The 14,089-nt window shown below is 57.1% G+C and carries 7 protein-coding genes; 4 read left to right on the top strand and 3 right to left on the bottom strand.

All coding sequences use genetic code 11. From position 1 onward, the window contains the following. Positions 1 to 131: 131 nt before the first annotated feature. A complete protein-coding gene (gene recC / locus INT21_RS02420) occupies positions 132 to 3,749 on the top strand; it encodes an exodeoxyribonuclease V subunit gamma (protein WP_193084812.1) in 3,618 nt (1,205 codons plus the stop codon). Between the two features lie 55 nt (positions 3,750 to 3,804). Here the strand turns inward: recC and INT21_RS02415 are convergent, their stop codons facing one another. Continuing rightward, positions 3,805 to 4,269 (bottom strand): helix-turn-helix domain-containing protein, encoded by a 465-nt coding sequence (locus tag INT21_RS02415; RefSeq protein ID WP_193084811.1) that lies wholly within the window; start codon positions 4,267 to 4,269, stop codon positions 3,805 to 3,807. Between the two features lie 221 nt (positions 4,270 to 4,490). Here INT21_RS02415 and INT21_RS02410 point away from each other — a divergent pair, with 221 nt between their 5' ends. After that, complete coding sequence (locus tag INT21_RS02410) at positions 4,491 to 4,973, top strand: DUF2938 domain-containing protein (RefSeq protein WP_193084810.1); 483 nt, start codon at positions 4,491 to 4,493, stop codon at positions 4,971 to 4,973. Positions 4,974 to 4,990: 17 nt separating this feature from the next. On the opposite strand, the gene pncB is transcribed toward INT21_RS02410, so the two are convergent. Next, complete coding sequence (gene pncB / locus INT21_RS02405) at positions 4,991 to 6,172, bottom strand: nicotinate phosphoribosyltransferase (protein WP_193060881.1); 1,182 nt, start codon at positions 6,170 to 6,172, stop codon at positions 4,991 to 4,993. A gap of 145 nt (positions 6,173 to 6,317) precedes the next feature. On the opposite strand from pncB, the gene recB reads away from it, so the two are divergent. Further along, entirely contained in the window at positions 6,318 to 10,025 is a 3,708-nt protein-coding gene (recB, locus tag INT21_RS02400) for an exodeoxyribonuclease V subunit beta (protein ID WP_193084809.1), read from the top strand. Then, positions 10,022 to 12,442: an exodeoxyribonuclease V subunit alpha gene (gene recD, locus INT21_RS02395; RefSeq protein WP_193084808.1), complete on the top strand. Its 2,421-nt coding sequence runs from the start codon at positions 10,022 to 10,024 to the stop codon at positions 12,440 to 12,442. The genes recB and recD overlap by 4 nt, the downstream gene beginning before the upstream one ends. A gap of 531 nt (positions 12,443 to 12,973) precedes the next feature. Here the strand turns inward: recD and INT21_RS02390 are convergent. Beyond that, positions 12,974 to 13,903 (bottom strand): hypothetical protein, encoded by a 930-nt coding sequence (locus INT21_RS02390; protein WP_226930571.1) that lies wholly within the window; start codon positions 13,901 to 13,903, stop codon positions 12,974 to 12,976. Between the last annotated feature and the right edge of the window lie 186 nt (positions 13,904 to 14,089).

The raw sequence follows: 14,089 nt of genomic DNA, 5'->3' as shown, positions 1-14,089 counted from the left end.
CTCACATCGCGTTACGCACGGTATCCACATAGCTTGGCGATATAACGCGCATCCCGCAAGGCACTTAACTTATGGCACCATAGCGCTACGCGCTATTCCCAATGCCTAATGCCGCGAAGGAACACCACCGCATGTCTGCCAATTCACACTGCTCACCAACGCCATTCTCGCCAACGTCGCTTACCCCTGGCTTTATGGTGGTGCACGCTAACCGCCTGGAAGACTTGCGCGGGCTGGCGGTGCAGTGGATGCGCTTGCACCCGTTGGGGCCGTTGGAAAACGAGACCATTCTGGTGCAGAGCAACGGCATTGGGCAGTGGTTAAAGTTAGCGTTGGCGGAAGACCCAGAGAATGGCGGCGCAGGCATCGCCGCCGCGCTGGATGTCATGCTGCCCGCGCGGTTTTTATGGCAGGCCTACCGCACGGTGCTCACCCATGTTGACCAGGATGGCGACGCGGTGCCTGAAACCTCGCCGTTTGATAAATCGCGCTTGGTATGGCGGCTACTGCGCCTGTTGCCCACGCTAGCGGGGCAGGAAGTGTTCGCGCCGCTGGCACAGTTCTTGGAAGTCGACCGCGACCAGCGCAAGCACTACCAACTGGCCGAACGGCTGGCGGATTTGTTCGACCAGTATCAGGTCTACCGCGCCGACTGGCTAGATGCCTGGGCCAACGGTGATGACGTGCTGATTACCGCTCGGGGCGAACCCCGCCCGCTGGAAGAGCACCAGCGCTGGCAGCCCGCGCTATGGCGCATTCTGCGCGACGATGTCGCCGCCACCCAAGGCGATGCAGGCATCAACAGTAGCCGTGCCCAAGTGCATCGGCGCTTTTTGAAAGCGACTGAACAATTGGAAGGCCAGCCCTGCCCACACGGCCTGCCTCGGCGGCTGATTATTTTTGGTATTTCATCGCTGCCCCAACAAACCCTGGAAGCCCTGGCAGCACTCTCTCGCTGCTGCCAAATCGTGCTGTGTGTGCACAACCCCTGCCAGTTCTACTGGGCAGATATCATCGAACACAAAGATTTACTGCGCGCCAACCGCTACCGCCAGCGGCGCAAAACCGGTATGCCCGAAGCGTTGGATGTATTGGGCACCGGCGACGCCGACGATGCCCTGCATCTGCACGCTCAGCCGCTACTCGCCGCCTGGGGCAAGCAGGGCCGCGACTACCTGCGCCTACTGGATGAACACGACGATTCAGGCAACTACCAGACCCTGTTTGAGCAGCAGGCGCTACGCATTGATATGTTCGAGCCGTTTAACGGCGTTGATCGCGACTGCCTGCTCAGCCAACTGCAAGATGATATTCGCGAACTGCGCCCCGTGGCGGAAACCCAAACCCACTGGCCCGCGCTAAGCTCGGCAGATGATTCCATGGTGTTTCATATTGCCCATGGCCCCCAGCGGGAAGTTGAGATTCTCCACGACCAGTTGCTGGCCGCCTTTAGCGCCGACCCTGAGCTGCGCCCGCGGGATATCATCGTCATGGTGCCAGATATCGACCGCTACGCGCCGCATATCGCCGCAGTGTTTGGCCAACTACAAAACGACGACCCACGGCATATTCCCTATACGCTTTCCGACCAAGCCAGTCGCCACCGCCTACCGCTGATGATTGCCCTGGAAAAGCTGCTGCGCCTACCTGAGCTACGCCTTTCGGTCAGCGACTTACTGGACCTACTCGATGTACCCGCTCTGCGCCAGCGCTTTGGACTGGAAGAGCGCGACCTACCGGTACTCGAGCGCTGGATGGAGGGTGCAGGCATTCGTTGGGGGCTGAATGCCAAGCAGCGCCAGACACTTGAGCTACCCGGCGGGTTAAGCCAAAACACCTGGGCGTTTGGCCTGCGCCGCTTGCTGCTCGGCTACACCGTGGGCGAAGGCCACGCTTGGCAAGGAATCGAGCCGTTTGACGATATCGGCGGGCTGGAAGCGGGCCTCGCCGGGCCGTTAGCCACCTTGTTGGAAAAGCTCGAAGAGACCTGGGAAACCTTCTGCCAGCCCACCGATGCCGCCAACTGGGTAGCGCGGCTACGCACGCTGCTGGAAACCTTCTTCCTGACCGACGACGCCCAAGAAAGCGTGATGCTCACCAAGCTGGAAAACGGCTTGCAGCAAATGCTGGAAAGCAGCGAGGAAGCCCAGTTAAACGAACCGCTGCCGCTCTCCATGGTGCGCGAACACTGGCTGGCACAGATTGATGAACACAGCCTTTCCCAGCGCTTTCTAGCCGGTGCGGTCAACTTCGCCACGCTAATGCCCATGCGCGCCATTCCGTTTAAGCGCGTGTGCCTGCTGGGCATGAACGACGGTGAGTACCCCCGCTCTCAGCCACCGCTAGATTTTGATTTGATGGGCAGTGACTACCGCCCCGGTGACCGCTCCCGCCGGGAAGACGACCGCTACCTGTTTTTGGAAGCGCTGCTCTCCGCCCGCGACCAGCTCTACATAAGCTGGGTAGGCAGGAGCCAAATCGACAACACCCCGCTACCGCCTTCGGTGCTGGTCGGTCAACTGCGTGACCACCTGGAAGCAGGCTGGCAGATCGAGAACGGCACGCCACTGCTGGAAGCGCTAACCACAGAGCACCCGCTGCAGCCATTTAGCCGCGCTTATTTTGCTAGCAACCCGCAAGCCTCGCGACTGTTTACCTATGCACATGAATGGCGCGAGGTACACGCACCGCGCACGCCTCAAGCTGCCCAACCGACACTTTCCCCACCGGAAAACATCCCCACCAACCTGACGCTTGGCCAGTTGGGCCAATTCCTGCGCGAGCCGATACGCGCCTTCTTCAATACCCGGCTGGGAGTGTATTTCGAGCAGGAAGCGATTGCCGAGCTGGACGAAGAACCGTTCGCCCTGGATGGCCTGCAAAACTGGCAGCTGCAAGACCAACTGATCGCCGCCCAGCGCCACGCCATTGATCGCGGCGAGCCACGCATTGAAGCACTGCACGCAGCCCTTGAACGTTTTCAGGGCCAAGGCGTATTGGCCATGGGTGCCTTTGGCGAGCGCATGCGCGATGCCTTAGCAGAACCCATGGAAGCCCTGTTCAGCGACTACGAAGAAGCCCTAGGCGCTTGGCCGATTGCGCTAGGTGACCCAGCAGCCATTCACCTGGAAGGTAGTAACGGTATTACGCTGGAAGATTGGCTGGGCGAGCTACGCCAGGATGACGCGGGCAACCGCTGCCGCCTGTTATTGCTTAGCAGCAGCCTGATCAAGAACAGCAAGTACCAGTGGCATCTGCTGCTACGCCACTGGGTTGCCCATCTGGCTGGCAATCTCAGCGGTCCGATGACCACCCAGTTACTTTCCAAGGCCGGCAATATCACCCTGGAACCTATCGCTGCCGACACCGCCCACGCCCACCTGGAAACCCAGCTAAGCGCCTGGCAACACGGCCTGGAAGTACCGCTTCCGCTAGCCCCCCAGGCCGCCTTTGCGTGGCTGACAAAACTGGGCACACCTGACATTGCGATTGAGAAAGGCAGGGAAAGCGACGCCTACGCCGCAGCCGAAAAAGCCTATGAGAGCGGATTTAAAACCACCGGCGAAGCCGACCAGAGCCCTTATCTCGGCCACCAATGGCCCCGCTTCGAACGGCTGTTTTTCGACCGCACCGCCAACGGAAAGCACACCTTTGCCGAACTCACGGAAGCGCTGTACGCCCCGCTGTTTTACGCTGTGAAAGGTAATGCGAAGAAAGATGATGCGAACGCCAAGAAAGCGGCATCGTAGTGCGTTAAGCGCCTCGTCTAGCCCCTATTCAAGCTCAATCGTGTCCATGGGGTGATCAGGGTTTACTCCCTTTCTGCTTGGCACGGCTGTTTTTCTGCGTAAGGCGCTTTTGCTGCTCAGGCCTTCGCCCAGTCTGGCGAGCCAATGCGATGCGCATAAGACGTTGAAACGTCGGGCACTCCAGATGGCTCGGCGCAGTGCAGGTCGCCACATGACGCAAACCGTCACGAAGGGCTGCCAGTTCGTTAATGTGGCGATCCAGAAGATCTGCCTTAGCACTCACCGCTTCACGGTCGATTTCCGGCTGCCGTTGCGTGCCAAGCATGTCGCGCATCTCGGCCAGTGAAAAACCCGCGACCTGCCCCAACGCAATCAGCGACAAGCGTGTTAAAACGCTGGTCTCGAAAACCCGCCGCAGACCATTGCGCCCCACCGACCTAATCAGGCCAACTTCCTCGTAATAGCGCAATTTCGAGGCAGGAATACCGCTTTTTCGAGACAGTTCGGAAATATCGAGCATGGCACTTGACTTAAAGTTGACTTGAAGTAATAGGCTACAACGCTTCTCCCTTACGTATCCACCCACACTTCTAGCCACACGTCTATCCACACTGTCAGGAGTCTAATAAGCATGCCTGTTTTGAATACGCACAGCCGCCCATACGCCGTTGCTAAACCGTTAACAAGAGCAAAGATAACAAGCACAGAGACGTCCGGGGCAAAAATGCCAGGAGCGCAGCAATGATGCTGACCGATGCGCTACTGCTCGGCCTGGGAGCAACTGCTTTTATGGACATAGTCGCGCTGCTGCAGAAGCGGCTGCTGGGTATTCCTTCGCTGAATTACGCTATGGTCGGGCGTTGGCTAGGGCATTTGCCAAAGGGCAGGTTCATCCACCGGCCGATTGGTGAAAGCGCCCCGATCCAGGCAGAAATGGCGCTAGGATGGCTGGCGCACTATCTGATTGGCGTCGCTTTCGCGATCATATTCTTAGTGCTGGTTGGGCCAAACTGGCTGGCACGTCCCTCGCTCATACCGGCGTTAGGCTTCGGTGTGATAACGGTAATGGCGCCGTTTCTAGTCCTGCAGCCTGGTATGGGCGCAGGGGTTGCCGCTAGCAAGACGCCGCAACCAACCACCGCCAGGCTGCGCAGTCTTTTCGCGCACGCCAGTTTTGGCGCTGGCCTATGGGTGGCAGGCGTCCTAGTGATGCGGGTTCTTTAGGCCAGCATAAAACCAGCTTAAATACTCGTCTCGCTTAACGAGAGTATCCGTTTTGCTAACGAAATCATCTCCGGGTCGCCGGTATGCTTATCCGGCACATCGGAGAGTTTGATTACCGGCAGCCAGCCCTGCCCTTCAGGGCGCGCCTCGACCATTTTGATCACCATATTCATCGGCTCAGCGCCGACATCGTTAGTGAAGTTGGTGCCGATGCCAAACGCCATCCCAATTCGTTCCTGACAAAACGCTTGAATGCGCTCGACTTTTTCCGGCGTTAAGGCATCCGAAAAAATGATCGTTTTACTAAGTGGGTTAATTCCCAAGCGTTCATAATGCGCGATGGTTTGGGAGGCAAACTCAATCGGGTCGCCGCTATCATGGCGTACGCCGTCAAACAGCTTGGCAAACTTTTTATCGAAGCTGTCGAAGAAAGCGGACGATGTGAAGGTGTCGGTTAGGGCAATTCCCAAATCGCCACGATACACATCCACCCAATGCTCAAGGGCAAGACTGTTAGCCATTTTGAAGCCAAAGCGGGCACCATGGAACATAAACCACTCGTGGGCGTGGGTGCCTATCGGCTTCACGTCGTGACGCATAGCCAGCAGCACATTGCTAGTGCCGCTGAAGGCTTCACCACCGTAGTGGCGCAGCGCTTCCACCACTCGATCATGAACCGCAAAGGAGAAACGGCGCCGGGTGCCGAACTCGGCAATTTTCAGCCCTAAGCGGCGATAAAGCTCGATCTTCTCCTGGGTGCGTTGCTCGATCAGTGCATCGTCATCATGGGTCACCGAGACGCCACGTAGCCGATACCAAAGTTCGCTGATCAACGCCATCAGCGGCACTTCCCATAAAATCGTGCGGTACCAAGGCCCCTCGATGACCACCGAAAGCTCACTGCCCTGCTGCTCGATGATTACTTCGGAGGGTTCGTAACGGAAGCCGGCCAGAAAATCGAGATAGGTCGGGTCAAGATAAGGGCAGGTAACTTCCAGGTAGCGCTTTTCCTGATCGCTCAGGCGAAGCGCCGCCATTTTATCGACCTCGTGGCGGAGCGCAGTACCAAAGCCTTCAGGAAACGCGTGCTGGCCACGATTGATAAATGCGTAGCGTGCATGTGCATAGGGAAAGCGTTTGATCACGGCGTTCTGCATCGTGATTTTGTAGAAGTCATTATCCAGAAGCGAGGTCAGCATGAGATCCCTACGTGTAAGTGAACCGAAGCCGCTGGTAGCGTAAACTAAGCGTCCTAAGAGTGGCTTGGCGACAAGATTATCAGGTGGCGGGGCACTCATACAGTCTTGGCCCCGCGCTGGGGCGCTTTACTTTCGGAGACCCGTGATGAGTCAGCCCGCCCCGCTTAACCCACTTACGCTACCGCTTCACGGCAGCCGCCTGATTGAAGCCAGCGCGGGCACGGGCAAAACCTTCACCATCGCACTGCTCTACGTGCGCCTGGTGCTGGGCGGGCAGCACAGCGAAGACGACAGCGCCTTTGTGCGCCCGCTCACCCCGCCGGAAATTCTGGTCGTTACCTTCACCAATGCCGCCACCCAGGAACTACGCGAACGTATCCGCCACCGGCTGGTAGAAGCCGCCAATGTTTTCAGAACCAGCGATGAAGCCGGTGCTGACTCTCTGCTGCTTGAGCTACGCGACCAGTATGATCCTGCCACTTGGCCCGCCTGCGCCCGCCGCCTGGAGCTAGCCGCAGAATGGATGGACGAAGCCGCCGTTTCCACTATCCACAGCTGGTGCTACCGCATGCTGCGCGAACACGCCTTCGATAGCGGCAGCCTGTTCTCGCTCAACCTGGAAAACGACCAGCGCGAACTGGAACAAGAAGTGGTGCGCGACTACTGGCGCACCTTCTACTACCCACTGGATGCCGACGCCCTGGGCAGCATTACCCGCTACTGGAAATCGCCGGATAAACTCCACGAAGATGTACGCAAGCTGCTCCACGAAAGCGACGCCCTGGGCAGCCAGCGCCCCGCGCCAGCCGACACATTAAGCGCTGCCGAAGCCGAACGCAGCGCCACATTAGGCACGCTAAAAGCTCCCTGGCCCGCTTGGCTAGATGAACTGGTGCCCGCACTGGAAGAGGCCGCCAAACGTAAAGCCTTCAAAGGCCAAAGCTTCAATGCCAAAAGCCGCGCCAGTTGGCTAGGTGCACTGCGCGAATGGTGCGAAAGCGACCTTGAGCGCCCCGCGCTTACCCCCGCCGCCTGGAAACGCCTGACCCCAGACGGCATGGCCGAGATATGGAAAGACGGCGCGCCACCCTGCCCAGCCGCCTGGGAAGCGCTGGCGGACATGCCCGCCGCCCTCAACGCCTTGCCCGAACCGCGCAACGACCTGCTGATTCACGCCGTGCAGTGGTGCAAACTACGTATGGAGCGCGAGCAGGAACGCCGCGCCGAAATGGGCCCCAACGACCTGCTCACCCATTTAGACCGCGCCCTGCAAGGCCCCAACAAAGATGCCCTGGCCGCGCAGATTCTGCGCCAGTTTCCCGTCGCGCTGATTGACGAGTTCCAAGATACCGACCCGATTCAGTACCGTATTTTTAACGCGGTCTATGATGTCGCCAACCCCCGCCGCGACGCCGCTATGCTACTGATCGGTGACCCCAAGCAGGCCATCTACGCCTTTCGCGGTGCGGATATCTTCACCTACCTGCAAGCCCGCCAAGACACCGCAGGCCGCCACGTCACGCTGGGCACCAACTTCCGTTCCAGCCGCGCCATGGTGGAAGCCGTCAATCACTGCTTCCACTACGCCGACCAGCACCCAGCTGGGGCATTTCTATTTCGCGAAGACGGCGGCGAAAACCCGCTGCCGTTCTTATCGGTAGCCGCCAAAGGCCGCGACGAACAGCTGGTCCACCAAGGCCAGCCGCTGCCCGCCATGACGCTGTGGCCGTTAACAAGCGAAGAACCACTTTCCAAAACCGCCTACCAAACCGAGATGGCCGAACGCTGCGCCTCTTATATGGTGGAACTGCTCGCGGCAGCTCAAAGTGGCAATAAACAAGGCCAAAGCGGCTTCCAGAAAGGCGATGAGCTAAGCCCGCTAAAACCTTCCGATATGGCAGTGCTGGTCAACGGCCTGCAGGAAGCCCGCGCCATTCGCTTAGCGCTGGCCAGCCGAGGGGTGAAGAGTGTTTACCTTTCCGACCACGATAAAGTATTTAGCTCGCCCATGGCCAAGCAGGTAGAACGCTGGCTGCGCGCCTGCGCCGAGCCACTGGCCAGCTCCCGCCAAGCCGAAGCCCATCTGCGCGCCGCTTTGGCGACGCCAGTGCTGGGACTGACCCTAGCCGACCTTGATCACCTGCAACAAAACGAACTGGCTTGGGAAGCGCGGGTGGAGCAATTCAGCCACTATCATCGCCTATGGCAACGCCAAGGTGTGCTGCCGCTGGTACGCCATATGATGGTGGATTTCGATATTCCCGCCCGCCTACTGGGGGAATTCGAAGAGGGTGAGCGCTTGCTCACCGACCTGCTGCACTTGGGCGAATTGCTGCAGCAAGCCAGCGCAGAACTGGACGGCGAACACGCGCTGATTCGCTTTCTGTATGAGGCCATTGCCGACCCGGAAAGCCATGGCGACAGCCACAAACTGCGCCTGGAAAGCGACGCGGATTTGGTCAAAGTGGTCACCATCCACAAATCCAAAGGGCTTGAGTACCCGCTGGTATTCCTGCCGTTTATCGCTAACCACCGCCCGGTGAGCGATAAAGACATACCGCTGCGCTGGCACGACGCCCACGGCAATCTTCAGCTCAGCCTAAGCGCCGATGAAGAAACGCTGGCCACCGCCGACCGCGAACGTTTAGGGGAAGACCTACGCAAGCTTTATGTAGCGCTGACCCGCGCCCGCCACGCGACTTGGCTGGGGCTAGCCTCGCTGCAAGGGCTGGAAAATAGCGCCCTCGGCTACCTGATTAGCGGCGGAAAAACGCTGGCACCGGCAGAGCTAACCACCGCGCTGGAAGCGCTGGCACAAGGCAGTGAGATTGCCGTCAGCGAGCCACCGGCACCCACTGCCCAGCGCCTTGCCCTCTCTGAACAAAGCGCCACGCTTGGCCATGCCCGCACGCCCACGCGCCCAGCCAAGGAACACTGGTGGATTGCCAGCTACTCGGCGCTGCGCCTTTCCGGCACGCTCACCGCCCCCACGGCAGCGCCCCTGGAACCGACCACCGCCCAGGAAGCCACCGCGTTTGAAGTATTGGATGAGCCGCAGGAACTATCCCAGTTGGCCCAGCAGGAAACATTTCATCTGCATAAATTTCCCAGAGGCCCAGGGCCGGGCACATTTTTACACGGGCTGTTGGAATGGGCAGGCAGACAAGGCTTTGCAGCCGCTGCCAACGACCACGATTCACTCAACGATATGCTATGGCGGCGCGTACAGCTGCGCGGCTGGCAAGCATGGCAGGAACCGCTGGCTGGCTGGCTTTCAGCGCTGCTCACCACGCCGTTACCGCTGGCCGCGCCAAACCAACAAAGTGTCGCGCTCACCGAACTCACCAGCTACCAAGTAGAGCTTGAGTTCTGGCTGGCCGCCCAACGGGTCAACACCCAAGCGATTGATGCGCTGGTAAGCAAGCACTTACTGCCAGGGGTTGAGCGCCCAGCGCTGGACACCGACACCCTAAACGGCATGCTCAAAGGCTTTATTGATTTAGCCTTCGAGCACCAAGGGCGCTTTTACGTACTGGACTGGAAATCGAACTATTTAGGGCCGAATGACAGCGATTACGAACCGGAAGCCCTGCGCCAAGCGCTACTGGCCAAGCGCTACGACCTCCAGGCCGCGCTTTACCTGCTGGCTATGCATCGGCTGCTAAAAGCGCGCTTGCCCGACTACGACCCGCACCAGCATCTAGGCGGTTCGATGACCGTATTTCTGCGCGGCAGCCGCAGCCCAGGGCGCGGGGTATTTTCCGAGCCCGCCCCGGTTGAACTGATCGAAGCACTGGATAGCCTGTTTGCAGGCGCATCGTTTTCAAGTCCCGCACAGGAAGCGACGGTATGAGTAAGCCTAAAGACACCCACACCTTCGACCTATTTGGCGATGCCGTTGAAACACAGGATGCCCAGCCCTCAATGGCCCCCGAGCCAGTGAGCGCTCACCCTGCGTTAAGCGATACCACTGAATTGCTAACCCTATGCGAGCGCTGGGTAGCCAGGGGCTGGCTGCGCGATTTAGACCGCGCCCTGGTGCGCTTTCTAGCGGCCGAAGCAGCGGATGCCCCCGCACTGCTGCTGTTGGCCGCCGCGCTGGCCAGCCATCAGCTAGGCCGTGGCCATGTGTGTCTGGATTTAAACGCCACGCTCAACGCACCAGATTTCGCCCTTTCGCTACCCCCAGAAGGGGATGATTTAAGCGACCCGCCACCGCTGCCCAGCGACGTGCTGGCAACGCTCACGCTAAGCGAATGGCAAACTGCGCTGCATCACCCACTGCTCACCAGCGAAGGCCCTGGCAACACACCGCTGGTGGTAGTAACGACTCACTCAGACGCCGGTGATAAGAGCCACACGCGGCTCTACCTACGCCGCTACTGGCAATACGAGCAAACCCTGCATCAGCAGATCGCCAGCCGCCTAGAAGATGAAAACACCACACACACACAGGCGGTGAATAATAACGCCACGACGGCAACTGATAACCGTTGTAGGAGGCCAATTTATTGGGCGATGGGTGACGATAGTCACCCTGGCCTTCTCCCCCAGGCCCTGCATATTCTGTTCAAGCAAAGCGACGGCCTCGACTGGCAAAAAACCGCCTGTGCGCTAGCCGCCCGCAGCCGCTTCGGCATTATTACCGGCGGCCCCGGCACCGGCAAAACCACCACTGTGGTGCGCCTGCTCGCCCTTCTGCAAACCCTGCAACTGTCTCGCTCACCCAGCCAACCGCTGCGCATTCGCCTAGCCGCCCCCACCGGCAAAGCCGCTGCTCGCCTGAATGAATCCATTGCTGGGCAAGTCAGTCAACTCCCCTTCAAAGGATTAGCTACCTTGTTGGAAGGAGCTTTGTCGGAGGGAGCTTTGTTGGAAGGATCTTTGTGGGAGGAAGCTTTGTGGGAGGGAGCTTTAGCTTTGGTTCGACACGTCGACGATGATAAAGCCACAGAACAGCTAAAAGCCGCCATCCCAACTGAAGTCACCACGCTTCACCGCTTATTAGGCGCCCGCCCCGACACCCGCCACTTCCGCCACAGCGCCACCAATCCGCTAGCGTTGGATGTACTGGTGATCGACGAAGCTTCGATGGTGGATATCGAAATGATGGCCGCCGTGCTGAGCGCCCTGCCCGCTAATGCCCAGTGCGTGCTGCTGGGGGATAAAGACCAGCTAGCCTCGGTAGAAGCTGGCTCGGTACTTGGTGATTTATGCCGCTGCGCCGAAGCCGCCCACTACACCCAAGCAACCGCCCAATGGCTGGAAAGCGCCACCGGCCAGCCGCTGCCACCCGAGTACCTGGATGCTGACGGCCAGCCGCTCGACCAAGCCATTACCATGCTGCGGGTAAGCCACCGCTTTAACGAACACAGCGGCATCGGCCAGTTAGCCCAGGCGATAAACCAGCCAAGCCATGCCCAAACTGACCGGGAAAAACAGCAGGCCGTAAACGCCGTGCTGCGCCATGGCTACCCAGACTTACACCACCTAACGCTTTCAGAGGACACCGCGCTGGATAAGCTGGTCATTCACGGCAGCGCGGATAAGTTTGTCAATGGCGGCGAAGGTCGCACTAACCACAAACATGAACCCATCGCCCCGCCCACTGGCTATCGCCACTACCTAAAAGTGCTGAACGCACAGCGCCCGCGTGGAGAATCGTTTGAGGACAACCCAGCGGCCTATAACGCCTGGGCCTTTGAGGTGCTAAGTGCCTACAGCCACTTCCAGCTGCTATGCGCGCTGCGCAAAGGCCCCTGGGGGGTAGAAGGCTTAAACCTGCATATCGCCAAAACCCTACGTAGCGAAAAGCTGCTGTTTGGCAGTGACTACACGCTAGAAAAAGGCTGGTATGAAGGCCGCCCGGTACTGGTCACCCAAAACGACTACGGCCTAAAACTAATGAACGGTGATATCGGCATCACCCTGGCGGTGCCGGATCCCCGCAATCCGCAACAAAAGCTGTTAAGAGTTGCCTTTCCTTCATCAAGTGCCACGAGCGATGCCGATAACCCCATCCGCTGGGTGCTGCCCTCCCGCTTGCATGCGATAGAAACGGTATTCGCGATGACAGTACACAAATCCCAAGGCTCGGAATTCTTACACACCGCCCTGCTGCTACCGCCCACCATCAACCCGATTCTCACTCGCGAGCTGGTCTACACCGGCATCACCCGCGCCCGCGACTGGCTCACGTTGATCGAAGCCAAACGCGGGGTGTTGAATGAGGCTGTTACTAGGGAGGTGATGAGGGTAAGTGGGATGTAGAAGGTTGTAATCAAAACCGACATTAACGGCAGTGGTAATGGTGGTCTTTGGCCAGGAGCTGATGTTGAGGCAATGCTGATTAACGCCTGGGCTCAGCGGCCGGTTCGGAGGCGCCCCGCGCCGGAAAAGCGGTCCGCTGAAGCCCTTGGTTATGTTGAATGGCTAGCCTTCCTAGCCAAGTTGCATATGACTAACGTGATCAGTGCTACTTGGATTATGTTGTTTACAAAAGACATTAGTAGCAGCCGCACCCCCCATGCGCCAACCGCTGACGAAAATATTGTTAGCGAGACAAACGCTGTAAATACTAAATTTATAAGCGTGAAAAAATATAGAAAAAAAAGTAAATCCAAATATCCCTTTCTCACATAGCTTTTGAAAGCTGGAGTCGAAGCCACAGCAAATAAAATGGTTATTATTGCAGCTAAAAAACCCAACGTAGTGAAGGCGAAGCTGGCAATAAGATTCGCCAATGCTTGTGCTTTTTCGCCAAGGCCCAAAGCAAAACTTGGCCACTTTGAAACACCAAAGTCATAAATCAGATAACTTATCGGCCCAGGCATCAACGTTATTAAAACCAGAAAAAACTTCAGGCTCATCTTTCTTGAATCCTTCATGACCGTCGTGCTCCCCAAGCTTCGCTGTCAGCTCATCATTATCTCCAACCTTGGCGGATATAGCCTCATATATTTCGTGATCAGCCCCCTTAGCAATAATATCTGATATCATCCCTTGGCCAACCAAATACATATCCATGAGATGATCACCGAGATCCTCTTTCGCACGACAGATGAATTTATCCAGCCCTGATTGATCTACACTATTTATTATTTTTTTCATGGCTGCATCTATATTTTGACGCTTTCTAGGTTTAACCGTAACTTCGAATGAATCAACCTCCGCAAATTCTTCTGCAGTACCTCCGAAAAAATCTCTTATGTCTTCGTAAAGCTTATTTTCTTTTGAAACCTGAACCGAGGAGCGTCCTATGAAGGGCATTTGCAGAGCATCGGCGAATGTTGCCTCTTGCATGAAAGGGTGAAGTAAAAATTTATAGTCATTTATGCCTATTGCTGCGAATACCTCGTTGATAAAGTTTGAAAACGACTTGGTCTTAGGTGCCATTATTGTGGACGCGAAACCAATAAATCCTTTACCAAAATAGACATATGAAGCAAACCCGAGTCTTTCGTCGCGTTGAAGCATGTCGTTTATTTCAGAAACCGAGTGGTCCGTAGATTTAATCTTCTTGATTACCTCTTGCGACCTGGTAATCAAATACAGATAAAAGTCTTTTCCGCTTCTCAAAAGGTAAACATTTTCTCCCGCATGAGAAAACCTGTTTTTGAAATCGACATTCTGAAATTTAGAAAAAGCCTCAACAAATGGCCTTAAGTCGAATAAAAATTTTTCGCCATCACTATGACGCTCTACTGAGTAGCCGTAATACGAAATCTTCATTGCTCCCCCATTTTATTGATTTTCAACATAACGCACAGCTCACCGCGCAAATTTTGGATGGCGGTTTTTGTGCGTCTTTTGCACAAAAGGTGACAGCTAAAATTTGTCCGGTGGAACTGCTTGTTAGATTTTTCACACTTCATTGTAAGTGAATCCGCATAAGTTATGGTGTATAAAGCGAGGCTT

The organism is Halomonas sp. 3F2F (assembly GCF_014897805.1).
GTDB lineage: Bacteria > Pseudomonadota > Gammaproteobacteria > Pseudomonadales > Halomonadaceae > Vreelandella.
The sequence above is the reverse complement of the archived record's forward strand: the minus strand, read 5'-3'. Positions and strand labels throughout refer to the sequence as shown.

Bases quoted from the DNA above. Each gene is read 5' to 3' on its own strand.
- recC (WP_193084812.1), top strand. From the start codon at position 132: ATGTCTGCCAATTCACACTGCTCACCAACGCCATTCTCGCCAACGTCG.
- pncB (WP_193060881.1), bottom strand. From the start codon at position 6,172: ATGCTGACCTCGCTTCTGGATAATGACTTCTACAAAATCACGATGCAG.
- INT21_RS02410 (WP_193084810.1), top strand. From the start codon at position 4,491: ATGATGCTGACCGATGCGCTACTGCTCGGCCTGGGAGCAACTGCTTTT.
- INT21_RS02415 (WP_193084811.1), bottom strand. From the start codon at position 4,269: ATGCTCGATATTTCCGAACTGTCTCGAAAAAGCGGTATTCCTGCCTCG.
- recD (WP_193084808.1), top strand. From the start codon at position 10,022: ATGAGTAAGCCTAAAGACACCCACACCTTCGACCTATTTGGCGATGCC.
- INT21_RS02390 (WP_226930571.1), bottom strand. From the start codon at position 13,903: ATGAAGATTTCGTATTACGGCTACTCAGTAGAGCGTCATAGTGATGGC.
- recB (WP_193084809.1), top strand. From the start codon at position 6,318: ATGAGTCAGCCCGCCCCGCTTAACCCACTTACGCTACCGCTTCACGGC.